The sequence below is a fragment of the Pseudomonas sp. Z4-20 genome, assembly GCF_051131955.1.
Classification (GTDB): Bacteria; Pseudomonadota; Gammaproteobacteria; order Pseudomonadales; family Pseudomonadaceae; genus Aquipseudomonas; species Aquipseudomonas marvdashtae.
Map to the genome: position 1 here is coordinate 374,217 of NZ_CP071641.1, position 23,138 is coordinate 397,354.

Below are 23,138 nucleotides of genomic sequence, written 5' to 3' on the forward strand. Positions count from 1 at the left end.
CGCAGTGCTGAACTGCACGAGTTATGTGAGTCGGAGGTTTTTTCGTATGACCACTTCTTTGCAACCTGCTTATGCCCTGGTCCCGGGTGCGAACCTCGAGGCCTATGTGCACACGGTGAACAGCATTCCATTGCTGACGCCCGAGCAGGAGCGTGAACTGGCCGAGAGTCTCTATTATGAGCAGGATCTTGAGGCGGCTCGGCAGATGGTGCTCGCCCACCTGCGTTTTGTCGTACATATTGCCCGCAGCTATTCCGGCTACGGGCTGGCCCAGGCCGACCTGATCCAGGAAGGCAACGTTGGCCTGATGAAGGCGGTCAAGCGTTTCAACCCGGAAATGGGCGTACGCCTGGTGTCCTTTGCGGTGCACTGGATCAAGGCGGAAATCCACGAGTTCATCCTGCGAAACTGGCGCATCGTGAAAGTCGCGACCACCAAGGCCCAGCGCAAGCTGTTCTTCAACTTGCGCAGCCAGAAAAAGCGTCTGGCCTGGCTGAACAATGAAGAAGTCCATCGCGTCGCGGAAAGCCTTGGCGTGGAGCCTCGGGAAGTTCGCGAGATGGAAAGTCGCCTGACCGGCCATGACATGGCTTTCGACCCGGCCGCCGAAGCGGACGACGACAGCGCTTTCCAATCGCCGGCCAACTACCTGGAAGACCACCGGTACGACCCGGCCCGTCAGCTGGAAGATGCCGACTGGAGTGACAACTCCAACACCAACCTGCACGAAGCGTTGGAGGTGCTGGACGAACGCAGCCGCGACATTCTCTACCAGCGTTGGCTGGCCGAGGAGAAAGCCACGCTGCACGACCTGGCGCAGAAGTACAACGTGTCGGCCGAGCGGATTCGTCAGCTCGAGAAAAGCGCGATGAACAAGCTCAAGACATCCATCGCAGCTTGACCTGCGACAGCGGTAATAAAAAACGCCCCGATCAGTGATGATCGGGGCGTTTTTTATTTGTGTTGGGACGCGGAGCGTGGAAACGATCAGGCTATTGAGCCCAAGGTGCCCGCCGCGCATGATCGAGCCCCAGCAAATAGCTGTCGCCTCCCAACTGACTCATCTGCTGGCGGATCCAGCTCGCGCGCCGCAGTACATAGGGGCTCGGTCGGCTGGCGTTCCATACCCGCGGGTTGGGTAGCACTGCCGCCAGCAGGCTGGCCTGTTGCCGGGACAAGGCATCGGCGCTTACACGGAAGTGATGCCGCGCGGCCGCTTCCGCTCCAAACACCCCGTCGTCCCACTCGACGCTGTTGAGGTACACCTCAAGGATCCGCTGCTTGGGCCATAACACCTCGATCAGCGTGGTGAACCAGGCTTCCAGGCCTTTTCGCAGCCAGCTGCGTCCCGACCACAGGAACAGGTTCTTGGACACTTGCTGGCTGAGGGTGCTCGCGCCACGGATCGAACCGCCGCGCCCGTTATGGGCAAATGCGGCCTGGATCGCGCTGATGTCGAAGCCCCAGTGCTCAGGGAATTTCTGGTCCTCACCGGCGATCACCGCCACTTTGAGACTGTCGGAAATCTGGTCCCATGGCTGCCAGTCACGCTGCAAGTCGATCGGCTCGCCGCCGAACCAGGATTCAACCTTGCGCTCGATCATCAGCGCGGTGAACGGCGGCGGCACCACGCGAAACAGCAGCACCAGCACAACGCTGCCGACGGCGAACCAGAGCAGGGCTTTAACGAATCGTCGAAACAATGTACGCAGCATAGAGATGGCTTGGCCGAACCCGTCGAGCGGGCCATTATACAGACCCTGTCCACCGAGTCTGATTGGAGTTCTCATGTTGCGTAGCTTTCTGATGCTGGCGGCGTTTTTCGGCTTCACGGGCGTGGCGCTGGGGGCATTCGCCGCCCATGGCCTGAAAAACCGCCTGAGTGCCGATTACCTGGCCATTTTCCACACCGGCGTCACTTATCAGTTGGTGCACACCTTGGCGCTGCTGGGCGTTGCGTTGCTGGCCACGCACATTCCTGGGCGCATCGTCACCTGGGCCGGGATTTCCTTTGTGATCGGCATCATTCTGTTCTCCGGCAGCCTGTACCTGTTGACCCTTACAGGTGTCACCAAACTGGGCATGATCACGCCCTTGGGCGGTGTGGCCTTCCTGATTGGCTGGCTTTGCCTGGGCATTGCGGCTTGGCGCCTACAACTTGCCGCTTAAAGCTTGCGGCTCGTAGCTGACCAAGGGGCTTGGGTCACCCAGACTGATCGGGCTAGAATGCCAGCCCCTAAAAATGATGGCGGCATCCGGCATGCGCATTCAGTTGAACGGCGAACCCCTTGAACTGCCCGACGGCGAAACCGTCGCGGCCCTGCTGACCCGTCTGGAACTCACCGGACGCCGTGTCGCGGTGGAGCTCAACCTGGATATCGTCCCGCGCAGCCAGCACACTGACACCACGTTGCACGATGGCGACAACGTCGAAGTGGTCCACGCCATCGGCGGCGGCTAGTCGCCCCAGCTTCGCAGTATTTCGCAAGAACCTCACCCCAACAGAGGATTTCCCATGAGCATCGTTCGTAGCGACAAGCCTTTCGTCCTGGCCGGTCGTACCTACCAGTCGCGTTTGCTGGTAGGCACCGGCAAATACCGCGACATGGAAGAAACCCGCCTGGCCATCGAAGCCTCGGGCGCCGAGATCGTGACCGTCGCTGTGCGCCGGACCAATATCGGCCAGAATCCGGGCGAACCGAACCTGCTGGATATCCTGCCGCCGGATCGCTACACCATTCTGCCGAACACCGCCGGTTGCTTCGACGCCATCGAGGCCGTGCGCACCTGCCGCCTGGCCCGTGAGCTGCTCGACGGCCACAACCTGGTGAAGCTGGAAGTGCTGGCGGACCAGAAAACCCTGTTCCCCAACGTAATCGAAACCCTCAAGGCCGCAGAAAGCCTGGTCAAGGAAGGTTTCGACGTGATGGTCTACACCAGCGATGACCCGATCATCGCCCGTCAGTTGGCGGAAATCGGCTGCATTGCGGTCATGCCGCTGGCCGGCCTGATCGGCACCGGCCTGGGAATCTGCAACCCGTACAACCTGCAGATCATCCTCGAAGAAGCCAAGATCCCGGTGCTGGTGGATGCCGGTGTCGGTACCGCGTCCGACGCCACCATCGCCATGGAACTGGGTTGCGAAGCGGTGTTGATGAACTCTGCCATTGCCCACGCCCAGCAACCGATCCTGATGGCCGAAGCGATGAAGCACGCGATTGTCGCCGGGCGCCTGGCTTATCTGGCCGGCCGCATGCCGAAAAAACTTTACGCCAGCGCGTCCTCACCGCTGGATGGTCTGATCAAGTAAGAGCCATTGATGACTGAATCGAACGACACGCCTGTCCTGCCGGAAGAAGGCGAAGAGCGCCAACACCGCCGCATCAAGAGTTTCGTGATGCGCGCCGGGCGCATGACCGAAGGCCAGCAACGCGGCCTGGAGCAGGGCGCACCGCTTTATGTCCTGCCGCTGGCCGATGCACCGGTGGATTTCGACCAGGTGTTCGGCCGCTCGGCGCCGCGCTCGTTGGAGATTGGCTTCGGCATGGGCCACTCACTGCTGGAAATGGCCGCTGCTTCGCCGGAACAGGATTTCATCGGTGTGGAAGTCCACCGTCCGGGCGTTGGTGCGCTGCTCAACGGCGTGCTGAGCCAAGGCCTGACCAACCTGAGGGTCTACGACTGCGATGCCATCGAAGTGCTCAACCGTTGCGTTGCCGATAACAGCCTCGACCGGCTGATGCTGTTCTTCCCGGATCCATGGCACAAGAGTCGTCACCACAAGCGCCGTATCGTCCAGGCGTCGTTCGCTGAGTTGGTGCGCAGCAAGTTGAAGGTCGGCGGTGTGCTGCACATGGCCACCGACTGGGAACCTTATGCCGAGTACATGCTGGAAGTCATGAATGTCGCGCCGGGCTACCGCAACCTGGCCGAAGACGGCAAGTGCGTACCGCGCCCGGCCGAACGGCCGATCACCAAGTTCGAACGCCGTGGCGAACGGCTCGGGCATGGGGTTTGGGATTTGAAGTTCGAGAAGCTGGCGTAAGCATCGCGCGTTAAACCATGTGGGAGCCGGTGTGCTCCCACCTTTCGTTTCACGGTCTATCGACGGTCCGCCACCACGCCAATCAGCACCAGCACCACCAGCAATACCGGCGCCAGGCTGTAGTTGTTGAACTGGCTCAAGCCTCGGACGATCCACGGCGTGGCGTAGATCAGTGCGGCGCCGCTGCCGATCATGCACAGCAGGGCGATCAGCGGGACGCGCAAGGCGCCGGCGATGCTGCCCAAGCGTTGCTCGACCCAGCCCTTGATGTCAGCACCAAACAGCACCAGCAGGCAGCCAACCAGTGCCAGGGAGATTTCCGACAGATTGCTGCGGCTCCAGCGGGACACGGTGGCGAGCAGGTCGAGTACCAGATCCATTCGTTTTCCTTGTTTGATCAGCTCAGAAATTTTTGCAACAAGTCATTGAGAAACAGTTGTCCGCGCTCGGTCGCCGCCAGACGTGACGGTTCGACCTGCAACAGGCCACTTTGTTCGGCCTCGCGGCGGCCTTCGGCCAAGCTGTCCAGGGACAGCCCGGTGCGTTGTGGATAAAGCTGCGCGTCCACGCCATCGGTGAGGCGCAGCGCGTTCATCAGGAATTCGAAGGGCAGCTCTTCGTTGGCGAGCTGTTTTTCACCGGCGAGGAAGCGTTTGGCCGGGTTGAGATAGTCCTTGGGCAAGCGGGTCTTCCAGGTTCGCACGATGCGCCCGTCCGGATGACTGAGCTTGCCGTGGGCGCCGGCGCCGATGCCGATGAAATCGCCGAAACTCCAATAGTTGAGATTGTGCCGTGCCGCGCGCCCAGGCTGGGCATACGCCGAGACTTCGTACTGGGCGTAGCCGTGTTCGGCGAGCAGCGCTTGCCCGGCTTCCTGGATATCCCACAAAGTGTCGTCTTCCGGCAAGGTCGGCGGCTGGTTCCAGAACACCGTGTTCGGCTCCAGCGTCAGCTGGTACCAGGACAAATGGGTCGGCTTCAAGGCGATGGCCTGGCGCAAGTCGCTCAGGGCATCGTCCAGGGACTGATCCGGCAGGCCGTGCATCAGGTCCAGGTTGAAGTTATCGAACCCGGCCTGGCGGGCCATGCCGGCGGCGCGTACCGCTTCGTCGCCATTATGGATCCGGCCCAAGGCTTCGAGCTTGGCCTGCTGGAAACTCTGGATGCCGATGGACAGCCGATTGATGCCCAGCGCCCGGTACGCGACGAACTTCTCTTGCTCGAAGGTTCCGGGGTTGGCTTCCAGGGTGATTTCAATGTCCGGCGCAAAAGGGACGCGCGCCTCGACGCCCCGGAGCAATCGCCCCAAAGCCTGAGCGCTGAACAGGCTTGGGGTGCCGCCACCGAAAAAGATCGAGCTCAGTTCCCGGCCATACACAGCATGCAGGTCCTGGTCGAGATCGGCGAGCAATGCGTCGACGTATTCCTCTTCCGGTAGCTGCGGGCTGGCGGTGTGGGAATTGAAATCGCAATAAGGACATTTGCGTACACACCACGGGATGTGGATGTACAACGCCAGGGGCGGCAGCACTGGCAGCGAACCCCGTGGCGTTTGTGCACCGCCGTGGATCAGCGGTGGCGGAGCATCATTGATCATTGCAAGCCCAGGCGTTGACGCAGCAGGGCCATGGCGCGGGCGCGGTGGCTCAGTTGATTTTTTTCCACGGGCCCCAACTCAGCGCTGGAGCAATTGCGTTCCGGCACCCAGAACAGCGGGTCGTAGCCGAAACCGTGTTCTCCGCTGGCTTCGGTGAGGATGCGCCCGTGCCACAAGCCTTCGCAGAGGATCGGCAGCGGATCGTCGGCATGTCGCACCAAGGCCAGGACACACACGAACTGTGCTCCGCGCGCGGTTTCGGGTACGTCCTTGAGAGCATCGAGGAGCTTGGCGTTGTTCGCCGCGTCACCTTTGCCATCAGCGTAACGGGCCGAGTAAATGCCCGGCGCGCCGCCAAGGAAATCCACGGCCAGCCCGGAATCGTCGGCCAGCGCCGGCAAACCCGAGATACGCGCGGCATTGCGAGCCTTGAGGATGGCGTTCTCGACAAACGACAGGCCGGTCTCTTCCGGCTCCACCTGGCTGAATTCGCCGATCGAGCGCAGTCGCACCGAGCCGCCGAGCATGGCCTGGAGTTCCTTGAGTTTGCCGACGTTGTGGCTGGCGAGCACGAGTTGGGTGAGGTTCATCATAGCCCCGGGAACAGTTCCTGGTTGAAGTTGATCGTACTGACCTTGTCGCCGGTCTGCACCTTGATCTCAAAGGTGCGGATTTCCTGCTGGTCCACCGGGTACTGGGCGATGTAATAGATCGCGCCTGGTTCAGTGACCTGACGGAAGGTGAGGGTGACTGTCTTGCTGGTCAGGTCCTTCACCGTGCCGCTGACTTGGGCGATCAGCGGCTTGCCGCCCTTGAGTACCGAGACATTGATCACGCCCTGGTTCTTGCTGCGGATCAGTTCGGCGGCCTTGGCGATGTCGGGTGTCAGGAAGGTGGAGTTGAAGGTGTTGTAGTGCACGGTAACGTCACCGAACACTTCCTTGCGCTCGGCCTTGATGACGTCGGCAGCCATGGCGCCCGCGCTCAGGCAGGCGGTGATCAAAAACAGTGCTAGGCGTTTCATGTCGTGCTCCTGAAAAGGCCGGTGTTCAGATTGCGACCTGGTGGTCGGCCAGGCCTGGGCTGCTGACCCGATAGATGCCGATTTCACCTAGCAGATTAGGCCATAGCTTGCTTGCCCACCCGTGCCGGTGCTGCTGGTCGACCGCCAGGCGATTGATGACCCGGGCTTCGCGCTCACCGCACAGAGCTTCGAAATCCTCGAAGGTGCAGAAGTGGATGTTCGGGGTGTTGTACCAGGTATAGGGCAGGAATTCCGAGACCGGCATGCGCCCTTTGCTCGCCAGGTACCAGCGGCAGCGCCAATGCCCGAAGTTGGGGAAGGTGATGATGCATTGGCGGCCGACACGGAGCATTTCGTCGAGAATTTTATCGGGGTAATGCACGGCTTGCAGGGCCTGGGTCATGACCACGATGTCGAAGCTGTTGCTGGCGAAATTGCCCAGGCCCTTGTCCAGGTCCTGTTCGATGACGTTGATGCCCTTGGCCACGCATTCGGCGATGTTGTCCGGGTCGTTTTCCAGGCCGTAGCCGGTCACTTGCTTGTTGTCCCGCAGCCAGGTCAGCAGTTCGCCATTGCCGCAGCCCAGGTCGAGCACGCGGCTGCCGGCGGGGATCCATTCCTGGATGATGTCCAGATCGGCTCTCATGGCGTCCTCACAGCGTAATACGGTTCATGTAGTTGCCGAACGCCTGCAAATAGCGCGGGATCGGGATCAAAAAGGCGTCGTGGCCCTGGGGTGCGTCGATTTCCAGGTAGCAGACGTCCTTGCGCGCGGCCATCAGCGCGTCCACCAGTTCCCGAGAGCGGGCCGGAGAGAAGCGCCAGTCGGTGGTGAACGACATCACGCAGAACTTGGCGGTAGCGTTGGCGAAGGTTTTCGCCAGGTTATCGTCGAAGTTCGCCGCCGGATCGAAGTAGTCCAGCGCCTTGGTCATCAACAGGTAGGTGTTGGCGTCGAAACGCCCGGAGAACTCTTCACCTTGATAACGCAGGTAGCTCTCGACTTGGAACTCGACGCTGTGGAAGTCGTAGTTGAGCTTTTCGCTCTTGAGGCCACGGCCGAATTTTTCGCCCATGGAGTCGTCGGACAGGTAAGTGATGTGCCCGACCATCCGCGCCAGCATCAGCCCGCGCTTGGGAATCACCCCGTGTTCCTGGAACGACCCGCCGTGGAACTCCGGATCGGTGAGGATTGCCTGGCGCGCTACTTCATTGAAGGCGATGTTCTGCGCCGAGAGCTTGGGCGCCGACGCGATTGCCAGGCAGTGGCGCACGCGGTCCGGGTAGGTGATGGTCCATTGCAGCGCTTGCATACCGCCGAGGCTGCCGCCGATCACCGCTGCCCACTGGCCAATGCCTAGGCGGTCGGCCAGGCGCGCCTGGCTGTGCACCCAGTCTTCCACGGTCAGTACCGGGAAATCGGCGCCGAACGGCTTGCCGGTGTCCGGATTGAGGCTGCTGGGGCCGGTAGAGCCGTTGCAGCCGCCGAGGTTGTTCAGGCTGACCACAAAGAACTTGCTGGTGTCGATGGGCTTGCCGGGGCCGATGCAACTGTCCCACCAACCGGGCTTGCGGTCGTCGACGCTGTGGTAACCGGCGGCGTGGTGGTGCCCGGACAGGGCGTGGCAAATCAGCACGGCGTTGCTCGCCGTGGCATTGAGGGTGCCGTAGGTTTCGTAGATCAGGTCATAGGCTGGCAGCGAACGACCGCAGGCCAGGGCCAGGGGCTCGCTGAAATGCGCCATTTGCGGCGTCACCAGACCAACGGAATCGGGGGGAAAGGCAGCTGGCATCGACCCTGCTCTCGTTGAAATGAGGCGTAAGTCTAAAGACCGCTGTGGCAAGCGGCAAGCAAAGGGCGGCGCTGATTGGCCACCGCTTTACCCGTGGCGAGGGAGCTTGCTCCCGCTGGGGCGCGAAGCGGCCCTGAAAACTGCCGCCCGGGGCTGTCTGGAAGACGATGGCGCCTGGTTTGGGGCTGCTCGCAGCCCAGCGGGAGCAAGCTCCCTCGCCACAGGAAACTGCGGTGTGCTTTAGATCAGCAGACGCAGGATTTCCGGCATCAGGGTCATCGCCGCCAGGTTGTTGATCACCAGCATGTCGATCAGCTTGAGCACCATGAACGCCAGGATCGGCGAGATATCCAGGCCGCCGAGGTTCGGCACGATGCGGCGGAACGGTGCCAGGGCCGGTTCGCAGATCTGGTTCACCAGCTCGGCGCCCGGGTTGTGGCTGCCCGGCGCGACCCACGACAGGATCACGCTGATGATCAGGGCGAAGAAGAATATCTTCAGGAACAGCGCGGTCACGCCAATGAGCGACCAGATCAGCAGTTGCAGCGGGTTGCCGATGGTGCCATAGGTCAGCAGCAGGGTCAGGGCCATCAACGCCAGTTGAATGAGGATCGCCAATACCAGCGACGACATGTCCAGGCCGAACAGGCTCGGGATGATCCGGCGCAGCGGCTTGAGCAGTGGCTGGGTCGCCTTGACGATGAACTGGCACAGCGGGTTGTAGAAGTTGGCGCGCACCAGTTGCAACACGAAGCGCATCAGCACGATCAGCAGGTACAAGCTACCGAGGGTTTGCAGCACGTAGACCGCTGCAGTGTTCAATCCAATCATGAATGGCTCCTTATTGGCCCAGTTGTTCGGCCATTTCGGCCGAGCGGTGCGCGGCGGCGCCGAGTGCTTTTTCCACCAGGGCTTCGAAGCCCCCGGCCTGGAACGATTTGATGGCTGCTTCGGTGGTGCCGGCCGGTGAAGTCACGCGGCGACGCAGCTCGGCCGCGTCGACGTCGCTGGACACCGCCATGTGGGCGGCGCCCAGAGCGGTCTGCACAGTCAGCTGGGCGGCGACTTCGCGAGGCAGGCCGAGCTTTTCGCCTGCGGCGGTCATGGCTTCGATCAGCAGGAAGAAATACGCCGGGCCCGAGCCGGAGACGGCGGTGACCGCGTCCAGTTGCTGCTCGGTGTCCAGCCACAGCGCCAAGCCGACAGCCGACAGTAACTCTTGCGCCTGCTGGCGTTGCTCGGCGGTCACCTGTTCGGTTGCGAACAGGCCGCTGACGCCCTGGCGCAGCAGCGCGGGAGTGTTGGGCATGCAGCGCACGATCGGCTGGGCGCCGAGCCAGTTATTCATGCTCGCGCAAGTAATACCCGCGGCAATCGACACCACCAGTTGATGGGGCTTGAGGTTCGGACGAAGCGCCTCGCACACGACTTTCATCGCTTGCGGCTTGACCGCCAGCACGATGACGTCCATCCCATCGATGGCCTGGGCGTTGTCGGCGAAGGTTTCGATGCCATGCTCGGCGCTCACCCGGTGACGGGTCTCTTCACCCGGATCGCTGGCGCGAATCCGTGAAGCATCCAAGCCCTTGGCCCGAAGGCCGCCGATCAGGCTGGAGGCCATGTTGCCGGCGCCGATAAAGGCAATACGCGTGTTGCTCATGACGGGTCCTTATAAAGAGATGAGTGAGTCAGCTGGGCGCTTGGCCGTAGTCGCGAGCCCCAAACAGGGCCGTGCCGATGCGCACCCAGGTAGCGCCTTGGGCGATGGCGGATTCGAGGTCATGGCTCATGCCCATGGACAATGTGTCCATCGGCAGGTCCAGGCTGGCTTGCAAACGCTGGACGGCGGCAAAAGCTGCATCCTGTTCGGAGCGATCGTCGGTGGGCTCGGGAATGGCCATCAACCCGCGCAATGTGAGGCGCGGCAGTGCGCTGATGGCGCTGGCGAGGGCGGGCAGGTCCGCTGGCGTGCAGCCGGATTTGCTGGCTTCGCCGCTGACGTTGACCTGGATGCAGATATTCAGCGGCGGCAAGTCGGCCGGGCGCTGCTCGGACAGGCGTTGGGCGATTTTCAGGCGATCCACGGAGTGCACCCAGTCGAAATGTTCGGCGATAGCGCGCGTCTTGTTCGATTGAATGGGGCCGATGAAGTGCCAGATCAAGGGCAGGTCGGTGAGTTCGGCCTGTTTGCCCAGCGCTTCTTGCAGGTAATTCTCGCCGAAGTCCCGCAGGCCGGCGGCATAAGCCTCGCGAAGTGCCTGGGCGGGCTTGGTCTTGCTCACCGCCAATAGCTGGACGCTGTGTCCGGCGCGTTGGGCGGCCTGTTCCGCGGCATGGATGCGCGATCTAACCTGAGCAATGTTGTCTGCTATCGTGGTCATAAAGAAAGGCCAGCGGTCTGAGGTTCGCGGCATTCTACTGGAATTGAGGAGCGCTATGGATATCACTGAGTTACTGGCCTTCAGCGCCAAACAGGGCGCGTCGGACCTGCACCTGTCCGCCGGGCTGCCGCCAATGATCCGCGTCGATGGCGACGTGCGGCGGATCAACCTGCCGGCACTGGACCACAAGCAGGTTCATGAGCTGATCTTCGACATCATGAACGACCGCCAGCGAGTGGATTACGAGAAGTTTCTGGAAACCGATTTTTCCTTCGATGTGCCCGGCGTGGCGCGGTTTCGGGTCAATGCCTTCAACCAGAATCGTGGCGCGGGGGCAGTGTTTCGGACCATTCCGTCGAAAGTCCTGACCATGGAAGACCTCGGGATGGGCGAGGTGTTTCGCAAAGTGACCGAGGCCCCTCGCGGGCTGGTGCTGGTGACCGGCCCGACCGGTTCAGGCAAGTCCACCACCCTGGCGGCGATGATCGATTACTTGAACAGCCACAAGCACCATCACATCCTCACCATCGAAGACCCGATCGAATTCGTTCATGAACCGCGCAAGTGCCTGATCAACCAGCGTGAGGTGCACCGCGACACTCAAAGTTTTTCCACCGCCCTGCGCTCGGCGCTGCGAGAAGACCCGGACGTGATCCTGGTGGGGGAAATGCGCGACCTGGAGACCATCCGCCTGGCGCTGACCGCCGCCGAAACCGGGCACCTAGTGTTCGGCACCCTGCACACCACGTCGGCGGCCAAGACCATTGACCGGGTGGTGGACGTATTCCCGGGCGATGAAAAATCGATGGTTCGCTCGATGCTGTCGGAATCGTTGCAGGCAGTGATCTCCCAGACCCTGGTCAAGAAGATTGGTGGCGGCCGGGTCGCTGCCCACGAAATCATGCTGGGAACCTCGGCGATCCGAAACCTCATTCGGGAAGACAAGATCGCGCAGATGTATTCGTCGATCCAGACTGGCGGCTCGCTGGGGATGCAGACGCTGGACATGTGCTTGAAAGACTTGGTGACCAAGGGATTGATCAGCCGCGAGCATGCGCGGGAGCGGGCGCGGACGCCGGATAGTTTTTAGAAGGGCAGGGGCGGTAGTGCAATCCCTGTGGCGAGGGAGCTTGCTCCCGCTGGGCCGCGAAGCGGACCCAAAATAATTGGGCCCACAGATATCATTGGTCTGTTTAGGGCGGCTGCGCCACCCAGCGGGAGCAAGCTCCCTCGCCACGGGGATCAGCGTTGAACGACGCGCAGCGTATTCGGCTCTTTCGGCAACACCCGCTTGGCAACCACGTAATGAGTGTTCCAGTACGGTTTGTTCAGGGTGTCGATGGTCACCGACTTGCCACGGCGCGGGGCGTGGATGAAGCGGTCGTTGCCCAAGTAGATGGCCACGTGGTTGACCCGGCGGCTCTTGAGCTTGAAGAAAATCAGATCGCCAGGCTTGAGGTCCTTGCGCTCGACTTTCTCGCCGTGGCCGGCTGCCATGGCGTTGGAGGTGCGCGGCAGGTCGAACGTGGCGTCGTTGAAAGCGTACTTCACCAGACCACTGCAATCGAAACCTTTGCTTGGGCTACTTCCGCCCCAACGGTAAGGTGTGCCGAGTACATTCACGGCGCGGCTCAGGACATTGCTGGTTGTCTTGGTCGCCATGGGTGGCACCAGCCTGCTATGCGAGCTGCTCAAACGCTGGACGCTTTGCTTGTTCTTGCTCGAGGGAGCAGAAACATGGGATTTAGGGGTATAGCCGTTGACGTTGGGAAGACGTTGCTCACGATTGGTGGCGTGGGCGGCCAGTGGCAATAATAGGCAAATGGTTAGCCATGTCTTGAAAAATGGACGCATTAGGCAGGGCTCTTGAAGGTTAGCGCGCAACTTTATAACAGCTTTTTTTGCCATTCCGAGGCCGTTTGTCGATTCGAAACCCAGCGCAAACCCGGCAAAATTGCGACAATTTGCCCCGATTGTCCGACAGAACCCCCGTGTCACGGGCACTTGCGTGATTCGAGGTGGTCAGGACCGCTTGTCGGCGAGACACAAAAAAGTCACAAAAAATCTGAACAAATTTTTCTATCGAGGCAAAAGAGGCCATTCATGAACAGCTATCAGCAGGGCGCAATTCGCGATACCCACAGCAAAGTCATCGGGTATCTGCTGTGGATTTTGGGTTTTACCGGCGCTCACCGCTTCTATTACGGCAAGCCGGTCACCGGCACGATCTGGTTCTTCACCTTCGGGCTGCTGGGCATCGGTTGGCTGATCGACTTGTTCCTGATTCCGGCCATGGACCGCGAAGCGGACCTGCGTTTTACGCCGGGGCCGATCGAGTACAGCGTGGCGTGGATACTGCTGACGTTTCTCGGCGTACTGGGCGTGCATCGCATGTATCAGGGCAAATGGCTCAGCGGCATCCTCTATCTGCTGACCGGCGGGGTGTTTTTCCTGGGCGTGCTGTATGACTTCTGGACGCTGAACGATCAGGTTTCGATCCGCAATGCTCAGAAACGCGGAGCTTTCCAGTAAGACGGTAAATCGAGTCGCCTGCATTCGCGCAGCAGGCGACTCGATTTTTTCAGGCCTGGTGGGTGATCCGCCCATCCATCAGGGTGTAGCGCACCACACCCGGCAGGCTGTGGCCGAGGAACGGGCAGTTGTCGCCCTTGGAACGCCAGGCTTCACCGGCCACGGTGGAGGTGGCGGGGTCGAACAGCACCAAGTCCGCCGGCGCGCCCACGGCCAGTTTCCCAGCTGGAAGCTGCAGCGCCTGGGCCGGGCCGGCGCTCAGGCGTGCCAGCAGGGTTGGCAGGTCGAGCAAGCCGTCTTCCACCAGCGTCAGGGCCAGCGGCAGCAGCAGTTCGACGCTGCTGATGCCTGGCTCGGTGGCGCCGAACGGGGCCAGCTTGGCATCGCGCTCGTGGGGTTGGTGATGGCTGGAGATGGCCGAAATGACGCCGGACTTCACCGCCTCGCGCAAGCCATCGCGGTCGGCGCGGGTGCGCAGCGGCGGCTGGACATGGTAGACGCTGTTGAAATCGATCAGCGCTTCGTCGGTCAGGATCAACTGGTACAGCGCCACATCGGCGGTCACCGGCAAGCCGCGGGCCTGGGCCTGGGCGATCAACGCCGCGCCGCGGGCACTGGTCAGTTGGCTGAAATGGGCACGGACGCCGCTTTGCTCCACCAGCAGCAGGTCGCGGGCCAGGGCCACGGTCTCGGCGGTTTCCGGAATACCCGGCAGGCCCAGGAAGCTGGCGGTCGGGCCTTCGTGGGCCAGGCCACCTTCGGCCAGGTCATGATCCTGTGAGTTGAAAACCACGGTCAGCCCGAAGGTCGCGGCGTACTCCAGTGCACGGCAGAGGGTGCGGGCGTTGCGGAAGCTGTTCAAGCCGTTGCCGAACGCCACGCAACCGGCGTCGCGCAAGGCGATCAACTCAGCCAGTTGCTCGCCCTCCAGGCCTTTGCTCAACGCCCCGATCGGGAAGACCTTGGTGTTGCCGGCTTCCCGGGCGCGGTCGAGAATCAGTTCGGCCACCGCCGAGGTGTCCAGCACCGGCTTGGTCTGGGGCGGGCAGCACAGGCTGGTTACGCCACCAGCAGCGGCGGCCCGGGTTTCGCTGACAATGCTGCCTTTGCGGCTGTAGCCGGGCTCGCGCAAGGCGACGCTCAGGTCCACCAGGCCGGGAGCGGCCACCAGCCCTTGTGCGTCGAGGATGTCGACCGCGACGAAACCGACCGGCGCCGCGCCAAGGGCGACGATCTTGCAGGCATCTATATGAATGTCAGTCACTTGATCCAGGCCACTGGCTGGATCGATCACGCGTGCGCCGAGAATGCTGAGCTTCACTGGGCGTTCTCCTGGTCGGATTGGCGCTGGGCCGTTTGCCCGCTCATGGCCATGGACAGCACGGCCATGCGGATGGCGATGCCGTAGGTCACCTGGTTGAGGATCACCGAATGCGGTCCGTCGGCCACCGCCGACTCGATCTCCACGCCGCGGTTGATCGGCCCCGGGTGCATGACGATGGCATCCGGCTTGGCCCCGGCCAGGCGCGCCGTGGTCAGGCCGAACAGGCGGTAGAACTCGCCTTCGCTGGGCAGCAGGCCGCCGGTCATCCGCTCGCGTTGCAGGCGCAGCATGATCACCACGTCGACATCCTTGAGGCCTTCGGTCATGTCGGTGTAGACCTTCACGCCGTATTGCTCGACGCCGATGGGCAGCAGGGTTTTCGGCGCGATCACGCGGATGTCCGGGCAGCCGAGGGTCTTGAGGGCCAGCATGTTGGAGCGGGCCACCCGCGAATGCAGGATGTCGCCGACGATGGCCACCGACAGGTTTTCGAAGCTGCCCTTGTGCCGACGGATGGTCAGCATGTCGAGCATGCCCTGGGTAGGGTGTGCGTGACGGCCGTCGCCGCCGTTGATGATCGCCACCTGTGGGCAGACGTGTTCGGCAATGAAGTGCGCCGCCCCGGAATCGCCGTGACGGACGACGAACATGTCGGCGGCCATGGCTTCGAGGTTGCGCAGGGTGTCGAGCAGGGTTTCGCCCTTGCTCGCCGAGGATGTCGACACGTTCAAGGTGATCACGTCCGCCGACAGCCGCTGGGCCGCCAGTTCGAAGGTGGTGCGAGTGCGCGTGGAGTTTTCGAAGAACACGTTGCACACGGTCTTGCCGCGCAGCAACGGGACTTTCTTCACCGCCCGGGCACCGACTTCAAGGAAGGAGTCGGCGGTGTCGAGGATTTCCGTCAGCAGCTCGCGGCGCAGGCCGTCGAGGGACAGGAAATGCCGCAGCTGGCCCTGATCGTTGAGCTGCAGCGGGCGCTTGGTTTCGAGAGGCGTCATCGCGATGGACTCTTACAAGGGCAGTTAAAGGGCAAGGTCTTGCAGTTCGAGTTGCAGCGGCGACGGGCCGGACAGCTTGACTCGCTCATCGGCGGCCAGCGCCAGCGTCGCGCCGACCACGTTCGGCCGAATCGGCAGCTCGGCGGCGTCCAGGTCCAGCAGGCACACCAGCGTCACGCTGGCCGGGCGACCGTAGTCGAAAAGTTCGTTCATGGCCGCGCGGATGGTCCGCCCGCTCATCAGCACGTCGTCGATCAGCACCAGGTGCTGGCCTTCGATCTCGAACGGCAGCGCCGAAGGGCGTACTTGCGGGTGCAGGCCGTTCTGGCTGAAGTCGTCACGATAGAAGGACACGTCCAGGGTGCCCAGCGGTGAGTCGCTGCCCAGTTCATCGAGCAAGGCCTGGGCAACCCAGACGCCGCCGGTGCGAATGCCGATGTAGCGCGGCTCGCTGATGCCGCGTTGTTCCAGGTGCGCCGTGAGACGGATCGCCATCTGGCTGATCAGTTCGGCAGGATTGGGCAGGCTCATGCTGGCTCCTTCAGGTTCCCGGGCCGGTGGTGAGAGGCGCGGTCTTTCGCTAAAAGAAAGCGCCTTGGCGGCGCTTTCAGAAAATCAGGTTTCAAACAGGGCGGTGTTGGCGTCGAGCCAGCCTTGCAGCAGCAGGGCCGCGGCGATGGCGTCCACCGGGTTGTCGCGGTAACTGCCTTTCTGCCCGCCGCGTACCTGGCGCTCGCCCTTGGCCTCGAAGGTGGTCAGGCGCTCGTCATGGGTATAGAAGGGCAGGTTGTAGCGGCCATTGAGCCGGCGCGCGAACTTTTCCGCGCGCAGACACATGTCGCTGGGCGTGCCGTCCATGTTCAACGGCAGGCCGACCACCACGGCGTCGGGCTTCCATTCCTTGATCAGCGCTTCGACCTGGTTCCAGTCCGGAACGCCATTCTGCGCCTTCAACGTGCACAGCTCGCGGGCCTGGCCGGTGATGACCTGGCCGACCGCGACGCCGATCTGTTTGGTGCCGTAATCGAAGCCCAGCAGCAAGCGCAGCGCCATCAGGCGTGTCCTGCCTGGCTGGTGAGCAGGTTGAGGTTGACACCCAGCCGGCTGGCCGCCGCTTCCAGGCGCAGTTCGCTGCTGGTGTTGAACAGGATATCGGCGTCGAATGGGCAGGTCAGCCAGGCGTTGTCAGCCAGTTCGGCTTCCAGTTGCCCCGGTTCCCAACCGGCGTAGCCGAGGGCGATCAGGCTTTTCTCCGGGCCGACGCCGTCGGCGATGGCGAACAGCACATCCTGGGAGGTAGACAGCGACACGCCATTCAGGTCGACGGTGGCCTGGAATTTGGGGCCCGACGGATGGAGTACGAAACCGCGGTCGGTCTGCACCGGGCCGCCGATGAAAATCGGTACGTGCTGGCACAAGAGTGGCGGCTCGACCTCGGGCCGCAGTTGCTCAAGGATATCCGCCAGGTTCAGTTCCTGCGGACGATTGACCACCAGTCCCATGGCCCCATTGGCCGTGTGCTCGACGATGTAGGTCAAGGTGTGGGCAAAATTCGGATCAGCCATGTGCGGCATGGCAATCAGGAAGTGATGCTTGAGGTAGGTGGGGCTGACGTTTTTCATAGGCGCTAGTGTGGCGGCGCAGGCGCGAACTGACAAGCCGGGGATGCGCAGGAAGCGCCGATCACAGCCACCTTTAACCACAGCAGGTTCAGTTGCTGGAAAGCCGATCACCGCGGGCAAACTTCCAGGTGCGGATGATTTCCAGTCGGTCGATGTCCGACAGATCCCCTGTGAACGGCGCGAACGGCGCGGCCAGGCGCACGATTCGCTGGGCCGCCTGGTCCAGCAAGGGCTGACCGGAGGATTCCAGTACCAGCACCTCATACAGCGAACCGTCGCGGTTGATCGAGACCATCAATCGCAGGTTGCCGTAGATTTGCTTGCGCCGGGCTTCCTCGGGGTAGTTGAGGTTGCCGATGCGCTCGACCTTCTTGCGCCACTCGTCCTTGTACCAGGCGCCCTTGTCGCGCATGGTCGACGCAGCGCTCAGGCGATGAATGCGCGGACGCTTGGCGTACAACTGCTGCTCCTGGGCCAACTCGGCTTCCAGGCTAGCAATGTCGCTGGACAGCTGCGAACTGTCGAAGGTTGGCTCGGGGGCCTTGGGTTTCGGATCAGGCTTGACCTCTTCCTTGACCGGGGCCTTTTTCGGCTTTGGCGCCACGGTGGTGACGGCAGCCTTCGGCGCCGTCTCCTGCACCTCCGGCTTGGCGGCCGGGGGCGGGGTGATCTTTTGTACCTTGTTGTCCTGGAATGGCGCGATCTCGGTGGTCTTGGGAATCGCTTTCTTTTCCAGGGTGCCGCTGCCTTGCTGGTTCTCCTGGGCCAGGAAGTCCGCCTTCTGTGGCTTGGTTTCGCTCTTGAAGGTGGCCAGGGTGATTTCCAGGGTCTGGCTGATCTGCTTGGGTTCGACCGTGGCAAAACCAACGCCCAGCAGCACGGCCAAGTGGATCAATGCCGCCAGGAACAAGGTAAAACCGAGACGATCAGCCGGGCGCACGCCACGATGGGCGAGCTCTTGGGGCAGATCGGATGGGCGTGTCATGACAAAAAAACCAACATCGCGGGTTTCACAGGCCGGGCATGATAACGCAATGTTGGTTTTTTGCTTCAAGCCTCAAGCTGCAAGCGACAAGCTGCATCAAACTTGCCGCTTGAAGCTTGCCGCTTGTAGCTGCTTCTCGATGGCATCCATCAACATCCCGCCGATGTCCGTTCCGAAGGCATTGTCGATTTCGCGGATACAGGTCGGGCTGGTGACGTTGATCTCCGTCAGGTGCTCGCCGATCACATCCAGGCCGACGAACAGCAGGCCTTTTTCGCGCAGGGTCGGGCCGACTTGGGCGGCGATCCACCGATCCTTCTCGGTCAGCGGGCGGGCTTCGCCGCGACCGCCGGCCGCCAGGTTGCCCCGGGTTTCACCCGCGGCCGGGATACGCGCCAGGCAATAATCGACGGGTTCGCCGTCGATCATCAGGATGCGTTTGTCGCCATCGACGATGGCCGGCAGGTAACCCTGGATCATGATCTGCTGCTTGCCGTGCAAGGTCAGCGTCTCAAGGATCACCGACAGGTTCGGGTGACCGGCGGTGTGACGGAAGATCGAGGAGCCGCCCATCCCGTCCAGAGGCTTGAGGATCACGTCGCCGTGATGGTCGGCGAACTCGCGCAACACGTCCGGGCGACGGCTGACGATGGTCGGCGGCGTGCACTGAGGAAACAGCGTGGCGAAGAGCTTTTCGTTGCAGTCGCGCAAGCTCTGCGGCTTGTTGACCACCAGTACGCCAGCGCTCTCGGCCTGTTCCAGCAGGTAGGTGGAGTAAACGAATTCCATGTCGAACGGCGGATCCTTGCGCATCAGGATCACGTTCAGGTCGCTCAGCAGCGCATCGCTTTCTTCGCCCAGTTCGAACCACTTCTCGGGATCGGCGAAGACCTTCAGCGGCTTCATCCGCGCCCGGGCCTGGCCTTCGGCCTGGTAGAGGTCGCGCTGTTCCATATAGAACAGCTCCCAGCCGCGCTTCTGAGCGGCCAGCAACATGGCCAGCGAGCTATCCTTCTTATAGGAAATGCTGGCGATAGGGTCCATGACAATGCCGACGCGTACGCTCATGGCTTGGTTCCTCGAAAATTGGGTGGGCACGAAGGGCGTGAAAAAGTGGCGTCAGAGTGGCGCCCCCAAGATTGGCGGTCAAGGAAAAACCGCCGTACCGAGCGGCTGATAGATCGGCGCTGGAGACTGTGCTAAAAAGGCTGCCATGTGACGTGCGGGCCTTGAACATCAAGGGTTTGCGCTGTCGATCACACTCACGCGTTAAAAACCGGTTTGCAGTGGCAATGGCAGAGCATCTTACGCAGCAGCAACCCAGCGCCTTGAAGGTCATGGTCATCGACGACTCGAAGACCATCCGCCGCACCGCCGAAACCTTGCTGCGCAACGTCGGTTGCGAGGTGATCACGGCGATCGACGGCTTCGATGCCCTGGCCAAGATCGTCGACCATCACCCAGGCATTATCTTTGTCGACATCATGATGCCGCGCCTGGACGGTTACCAGACGTGTGCCCTGATCAAGAACAACAGCGCTTTCAAGGCCACGCCAGTGATCATGCTGTCGTCCCGCGATGGCTTGTTCGACAAGGCCAAGGGACGCATCGTCGGTTCCGATCAGTTTCTGACCAAGCCTTTCAGCAAGGAAGAGTTGCTGGGCGCGATACAGGCCCATGTCCCGGGTTTTGCCGCTGCCCAGTTGCACCAGGCACATTAATGACGCTCGGCCTCGGGCCTGAGGTCTAGAAGAATGGGGAATACCATGGCACGAGTTCTGATCGTCGATGATTCGCCGACTGAAATGTACAAGTTGACCGGCATGCTGGAAAAGCACGGCCATCAAGTCCTGAAGGCCGAGAACGGCGCCGATGGCGTGGCACTGGCACGCCAGGAAAAGCCCGACGCGGTGTTGATGGACATCGTCATGCCCGGCCTCAACGGGTTCCAGGCCACGCGCCAACTGACCAAGGACCCGGACACCGGTCATATCCCGGTCATCATCATCACCACCAAGGACCAGGAAACCGACAAGGTCTGGGGGACGCGCCAGGGGGCGAAGGACTACCTGACCAAGCCGGTGGACGAAGAAACCCTGATCGCGACCCTGAACAAAGTGCTGGCGGGTTGAAAGTGCGGCCATGAGCCAATCCCTGACCGCATTCGAGCTGTTGCTGCAGATCGATCGGCGCTGTCGGCTATTGGGCGCGGACTTGCCGTCCCAACCGGTCCACCGCGATAGCTGGAGCGGCATCGGCTTTCGCCTGGGCGATCATTGGTACGTGGCGCCCATGGGCGAAGTCAGCGAGGTGCTGCACGAGCCGCGCCACACGCCTTTGCCCGGGGTCAAGCCATGGGTTCGCGGCGTGGCTAACCTGCGCGGGCGTTTGTTGCCATTGATGGATCTGTGCGGTTTCTTCGGCCATGAACTGTCCAGCGTGCGCAAGCAGCGGCGGGTGCTGGTGGTGGATCATGACGAGGTGTTCGCCGGCTTGCTGGTGGACGAAGTCCAGGGGTTGCAGCATTTCCCCCAGGGCAGCCTCGAATCGACTTCGACGAACGACCTCGATGGCCCGGAATCGGCCTTCGTCCAGGGCCGTTTTGGCGCAGAGCGGCAATGGCGGGTGTTCAGCCCGTTTGCGCTGGCGCGCTCGCCAGGATTCATGGATGTGGCGGTTTAACGAGACTTAGCGCGGCCCCTGTGGAAGCGAGCAGGACAGGCGAGGAGCGATGATCAAAACTCAAACAGGCAAGACTCTGGAGGCGTCGCGCAGTCGTTCGCAGATCATCGTGCTGTTCGTCGCGCTGATTGTCTTCATCATGCTGTTATTTGCCAACTTCGCGTACCTCAACACCCAGTCTACGTACGACAAGCAGTACATCGGCCATGCCGGTGAGTTGCGAGTGTTGTCCCAGCGCATCGCCAAGAATGCCACCGAGGCCGCGACAGGCAAGGCCGCGGCCTTCAAATTACTGAGCGATGCGCGCAACGATTTTGCCCAGCGCTGGGGGTATCTGAAACAAGGCGACCCGGTGACTGGCCTGCCGCCGGCGCCCGCCACCCTGCGCCCGCAGATGCGCGCTGTGCAACTGGACTGGGAACGCCTGCTGAAGAACACCGATGCCATCTTGTCCAGCGAGCAGACCGTCCTGTCGTTGCATCAGGTCGCGGCGACCCTGGCCGAAACCGTGCCGCAACTGCAGGTCGAATACGAGAAAGTCGTTGAAATCCTCCTGCAACGCGGCGCGCCGGCCGCCCAAGTGGCCATGGCCCAGCGCCAGTCATTGCTGGCCGAGCGGATTCTTGGCGCGGTGAACACGGTGTTGGCCGGCGACGAGAACGCTAGCCAGGCGGCCGATACGTTTGGCCGCGACGCCGCGCGCTTTGGCCAGGTGCTCAACGGCATGTTGCAGGGCGACGCGACCTTGAAAATTTCCCAGGTACAGGATCGCGATGCCCGGGCGCGCCTGACTGAAATCAGTGAGCTGTTCGAATTTGTCTCAGGCTCGGTGGATGAAATTCTCGAAACTTCTCCGGAGCTGTTCAAGGTCCGCGAGTCGGCGGGCAACATCTTCAACCTGTCGCAGACCCTGCTCGACGAAGCCTCGCACCTGGCCACGGCCTTCGAAAACCTGGCCGGCGGGCGTTCCGTGAACACCATTGGCGGCTATGTATTGGGTTTGCTGGCGCTGATGTCGATCATCCTGATCGGGTTGGTAATGGTCCGCGAGACCAATCGCCAATTGCGTGAAACCGCCGAAAAGAACGAGCGCAACCAGAACGCGATCATGCGTTTGCTGGACGAAATTGAAGACCTGGCCGACGGCGACCTGACCGTGACGGCTTCGGTCACCGAGGACTTCACCGGGACCATCGCCGATTCGATCAACTATTCGGTGGATCAACTGCGCGATCTGGTGGCCACGATCAACCTGACCGCCGGCCAGGTGGCTGCCGCCGTGCAGGAAACCCAGGCCACCGCCATGCATCTGGCCCAGGCGTCCGAGCACCAGGCCCAGCAGATCAGCGAAGCTTCGACTTCAATCAATGAAATGGCCCAGTCCATCGATCAGGTGTCGGCCAATGCCGCCGAGTCGTCGGCCGTGGCCGAGCGTTCCGTGGAAATCGCCAACAAGGGCAACGAGGTGGTGCACAACACCATTCATGGCATGGACAACATTCGCGAACAGATACAGGACACCGCCAAGCGCATCAAGCGCCTGGGCGAGTCGTCCCAGGAAATCGGCGATATCGTCAGCCTGATCGACGATATTGCAGACCAGACCAACATCCTCGCGCTCAACGCGGCGATCCAGGCGTCCATGGCGGGCGATGCCGGGCGCGGCTTTGCGGTGGTGGCCGACGAAGTGCAGCGGTTGGCGGAGCGCTCCTCGGCGGCGACCCGGCAGATCGAGACGCTGGTGCGAGCGATCCAGGCCGACACCAACGAAGCGGTGATCTCCATGGAGCAGACCACTACCGAAGTGGTCCGCGGCGCCCGGCTGGCACAGGATGCCGGGGTCGCGCTGGAAGAAATCGAAGGGGTTTCCAAGACCTTGGCGGCACTGATCCAGAGCATTTCCAACGCGGCGCAGCAGCAGACCACCTCGGCGGGGCAGATCTCCTTGACCATGAACGTGATCCAGCAGATCACCAGCCAGACCTCGTCCGGTTCCACTGCCACCGCCGAGAGCATTGGCAACCTGGCGAAAATGGCCAGCCAGCTGCGCCGTTCGGTGTCGGGGTTCACCTTGCCCGAGAAGCCTATGGCTGATGAGGGCAAGGGTGATTCGTCGTACCTGCCTCACAAGGGCTGATGTGCTGCATATGATTTG

Annotated in this window: 29 protein-coding genes; 11 read left to right on the forward strand and 18 right to left on the reverse strand. The window is 62.0% G+C overall.

Going from position 1 to position 23,138, the window contains the following annotated elements; genetic code table 11:
• Window positions 1-46: 46 nt before the first annotated feature.
• The gene (gene rpoH / locus J3P82_RS01830) at window positions 47-901 is read left to right on the forward strand and encodes an RNA polymerase sigma factor RpoH (protein WP_092395442.1); all 855 of its coding nucleotides are present in this window, start codon (window positions 47-49) and stop codon (window positions 899-901) included.
• A gap of 91 nt (window positions 902-992) precedes the next feature.
• Here the strand turns inward: rpoH and mtgA are convergent, their stop codons facing one another.
• Window positions 993-1,715: a monofunctional biosynthetic peptidoglycan transglycosylase gene (gene mtgA / locus J3P82_RS01835; RefSeq protein ID WP_434560262.1), complete on the reverse strand. Its 723-nt coding sequence runs from the start codon at window positions 1,713-1,715 to the stop codon at window positions 993-995.
• Window positions 1,716-1,788: 73 nt separating this feature from the next.
• Between mtgA and J3P82_RS01840 the strand changes: the two genes are divergently transcribed.
• From J3P82_RS01840 to trmB, 4 genes are all read left to right on the forward strand, one after another.
• Complete coding sequence (locus tag J3P82_RS01840) at window positions 1,789-2,169, forward strand: DUF423 domain-containing protein (protein ID WP_434560264.1); 381 nt, start codon at window positions 1,789-1,791, stop codon at window positions 2,167-2,169.
• A 91-nt stretch (window positions 2,170-2,260) separates the two neighbouring features.
• Complete coding sequence (gene thiS / locus J3P82_RS01845) at window positions 2,261-2,461, forward strand: sulfur carrier protein ThiS (protein WP_434560266.1); 201 nt, start codon at window positions 2,261-2,263, stop codon at window positions 2,459-2,461.
• 54 nt (window positions 2,462-2,515) lie between these two features.
• The gene (locus tag J3P82_RS01850; protein ID WP_434560268.1) at window positions 2,516-3,310 is read left to right on the forward strand and encodes a thiazole synthase; all 795 of its coding nucleotides are present in this window, start codon (window positions 2,516-2,518) and stop codon (window positions 3,308-3,310) included.
• 9 nt (window positions 3,311-3,319) lie between these two features.
• Window positions 3,320-4,045: a tRNA (guanosine(46)-N7)-methyltransferase TrmB gene (trmB, locus tag J3P82_RS01855; RefSeq protein WP_434560270.1), complete on the forward strand. Its 726-nt coding sequence runs from the start codon at window positions 3,320-3,322 to the stop codon at window positions 4,043-4,045.
• Between the two features lie 56 nt (window positions 4,046-4,101).
• Here trmB and J3P82_RS01860 read toward each other — a convergent pair whose 3' ends face one another.
• The 9 genes from J3P82_RS01860 to J3P82_RS01900 all read right to left on the reverse strand — a co-directional run bounded on the left by J3P82_RS01860 (window position 4,102) and on the right by J3P82_RS01900 (window position 10,840).
• Window positions 4,102-4,425, reverse strand: coding sequence for a DUF3392 domain-containing protein (locus tag J3P82_RS01860; protein WP_014340681.1), 324 nt, complete (start codon window positions 4,423-4,425; stop codon window positions 4,102-4,104).
• 17 nt (window positions 4,426-4,442) lie between these two features.
• Window positions 4,443-5,642, reverse strand: coding sequence for a radical SAM family heme chaperone HemW (gene hemW / locus J3P82_RS01865; RefSeq protein WP_434560272.1), 1,200 nt, complete (start codon window positions 5,640-5,642; stop codon window positions 4,443-4,445).
• The gene (gene rdgB, locus J3P82_RS01870) at window positions 5,639-6,235 is read right to left on the reverse strand and encodes an RdgB/HAM1 family non-canonical purine NTP pyrophosphatase (RefSeq protein ID WP_434560274.1); all 597 of its coding nucleotides are present in this window, start codon (window positions 6,233-6,235) and stop codon (window positions 5,639-5,641) included. The genes hemW and rdgB overlap by 4 nt, the downstream gene beginning before the upstream one ends.
• The gene (locus tag J3P82_RS01875; protein ID WP_434560276.1) at window positions 6,232-6,666 is read right to left on the reverse strand and encodes a DUF4426 domain-containing protein; all 435 of its coding nucleotides are present in this window, start codon (window positions 6,664-6,666) and stop codon (window positions 6,232-6,234) included. The genes rdgB and J3P82_RS01875 overlap by 4 nt, the downstream gene beginning before the upstream one ends.
• A gap of 25 nt (window positions 6,667-6,691) precedes the next feature.
• Window positions 6,692-7,312 (reverse strand): methionine biosynthesis protein MetW, encoded by a 621-nt coding sequence (metW, locus tag J3P82_RS01880; protein WP_434560278.1) that lies wholly within the window; start codon window positions 7,310-7,312, stop codon window positions 6,692-6,694.
• A 7-nt stretch (window positions 7,313-7,319) separates the two neighbouring features.
• Window positions 7,320-8,459, reverse strand: coding sequence for a homoserine O-succinyltransferase MetX (metX, locus tag J3P82_RS01885; RefSeq protein ID WP_063323960.1), 1,140 nt, complete (start codon window positions 8,457-8,459; stop codon window positions 7,320-7,322).
• Window positions 8,460-8,699: 240 nt separating this feature from the next.
• Window positions 8,700-9,290 (reverse strand): YggT family protein, encoded by a 591-nt coding sequence (locus tag J3P82_RS01890; RefSeq protein WP_434560280.1) that lies wholly within the window; start codon window positions 9,288-9,290, stop codon window positions 8,700-8,702.
• Window positions 9,291-9,300: 10 nt separating this feature from the next.
• A complete protein-coding gene (proC, locus tag J3P82_RS01895; RefSeq protein WP_434560282.1) occupies window positions 9,301-10,119 on the reverse strand; it encodes a pyrroline-5-carboxylate reductase in 819 nt (272 codons plus the stop codon).
• 28 nt (window positions 10,120-10,147) lie between these two features.
• Complete coding sequence (locus J3P82_RS01900; RefSeq protein WP_434560284.1) at window positions 10,148-10,840, reverse strand: YggS family pyridoxal phosphate-dependent enzyme; 693 nt, start codon at window positions 10,838-10,840, stop codon at window positions 10,148-10,150.
• 55 nt (window positions 10,841-10,895) lie between these two features.
• Here J3P82_RS01900 and J3P82_RS01905 point away from each other — a divergent pair, with 55 nt between their 5' ends.
• A complete protein-coding gene (locus J3P82_RS01905; RefSeq protein WP_434560286.1) occupies window positions 10,896-11,930 on the forward strand; it encodes a type IV pilus twitching motility protein PilT in 1,035 nt (344 codons plus the stop codon).
• Between the two features lie 152 nt (window positions 11,931-12,082).
• Here the strand turns inward: J3P82_RS01905 and J3P82_RS01910 are convergent, their stop codons facing one another.
• Window positions 12,083-12,694 carry a C40 family peptidase gene (locus J3P82_RS01910; protein ID WP_434560288.1) on the reverse strand — a complete coding sequence of 204 codons (612 nt, stop codon included), beginning with the start codon at window positions 12,692-12,694 and terminating at the stop codon, window positions 12,083-12,085.
• A gap of 249 nt (window positions 12,695-12,943) precedes the next feature.
• On the opposite strand from J3P82_RS01910, the gene J3P82_RS01915 reads away from it, so the two are divergent.
• On the forward strand, window positions 12,944-13,372 hold the full coding sequence (locus J3P82_RS01915; RefSeq protein ID WP_186612062.1) for an NINE protein: 429 nt from the start codon (window positions 12,944-12,946) through the stop codon (window positions 13,370-13,372).
• Between the two features lie 49 nt (window positions 13,373-13,421).
• Here J3P82_RS01915 and J3P82_RS01920 read toward each other — a convergent pair whose 3' ends face one another.
• The 7 genes from J3P82_RS01920 to gshB form a co-directional block, all read right to left on the reverse strand.
• Complete coding sequence (locus tag J3P82_RS01920; protein ID WP_434560290.1) at window positions 13,422-14,693, reverse strand: dihydroorotase; 1,272 nt, start codon at window positions 14,691-14,693, stop codon at window positions 13,422-13,424.
• Complete coding sequence (locus J3P82_RS01925) at window positions 14,690-15,694, reverse strand: aspartate carbamoyltransferase catalytic subunit (RefSeq protein WP_434560292.1); 1,005 nt, start codon at window positions 15,692-15,694, stop codon at window positions 14,690-14,692. The genes J3P82_RS01920 and J3P82_RS01925 overlap by 4 nt, the downstream gene beginning before the upstream one ends.
• A gap of 24 nt (window positions 15,695-15,718) precedes the next feature.
• Window positions 15,719-16,225: a bifunctional pyr operon transcriptional regulator/uracil phosphoribosyltransferase PyrR gene (pyrR, locus tag J3P82_RS01930; RefSeq protein WP_434560294.1), complete on the reverse strand. Its 507-nt coding sequence runs from the start codon at window positions 16,223-16,225 to the stop codon at window positions 15,719-15,721.
• Window positions 16,226-16,309: 84 nt separating this feature from the next.
• On the reverse strand, window positions 16,310-16,747 hold the full coding sequence (ruvX, locus tag J3P82_RS01935) for a Holliday junction resolvase RuvX (RefSeq protein ID WP_434560296.1): 438 nt from the start codon (window positions 16,745-16,747) through the stop codon (window positions 16,310-16,312).
• Window positions 16,747-17,316: a YqgE/AlgH family protein gene (locus tag J3P82_RS01940; protein ID WP_434560298.1), complete on the reverse strand. Its 570-nt coding sequence runs from the start codon at window positions 17,314-17,316 to the stop codon at window positions 16,747-16,749. Before J3P82_RS01940 ends, ruvX begins: the two co-directional genes overlap by 1 nt.
• Window positions 17,317-17,404: 88 nt before the next feature.
• A complete protein-coding gene (locus J3P82_RS01945; protein ID WP_434560300.1) occupies window positions 17,405-18,301 on the reverse strand; it encodes a TonB family protein in 897 nt (298 codons plus the stop codon).
• Between the two features lie 96 nt (window positions 18,302-18,397).
• Complete coding sequence (gshB, locus tag J3P82_RS01950) at window positions 18,398-19,369, reverse strand: glutathione synthase (protein WP_434560302.1); 972 nt, start codon at window positions 19,367-19,369, stop codon at window positions 18,398-18,400.
• A 224-nt stretch (window positions 19,370-19,593) separates the two neighbouring features.
• Between gshB and J3P82_RS01955 the strand changes: the two genes are divergently transcribed.
• Genes J3P82_RS01955 through J3P82_RS01970 form a run of 4 tightly spaced genes read left to right on the forward strand, consistent with a single transcriptional unit; the run spans window position 19,594 to window position 23,120 of the window.
• A complete protein-coding gene (locus tag J3P82_RS01955; RefSeq protein WP_434560304.1) occupies window positions 19,594-20,022 on the forward strand; it encodes a response regulator in 429 nt (142 codons plus the stop codon).
• Between the two features lie 45 nt (window positions 20,023-20,067).
• Window positions 20,068-20,433, forward strand: a complete 366-nt coding sequence (gene pilH, locus J3P82_RS01960; RefSeq protein ID WP_186612056.1) for a twitching motility response regulator PilH — start codon at window positions 20,068-20,070, stop codon at window positions 20,431-20,433.
• Window positions 20,434-20,443: 10 nt separating this feature from the next.
• A complete protein-coding gene (locus J3P82_RS01965; RefSeq protein ID WP_434560306.1) occupies window positions 20,444-20,983 on the forward strand; it encodes a chemotaxis protein CheW in 540 nt (179 codons plus the stop codon).
• 49 nt (window positions 20,984-21,032) lie between these two features.
• Window positions 21,033-23,120 carry a methyl-accepting chemotaxis protein gene (locus tag J3P82_RS01970; RefSeq protein WP_434560308.1) on the forward strand — a complete coding sequence of 696 codons (2,088 nt, stop codon included), beginning with the start codon at window positions 21,033-21,035 and terminating at the stop codon, window positions 23,118-23,120.
• The last annotated feature ends 18 nt before the right edge of the window (window positions 23,121-23,138 follow it).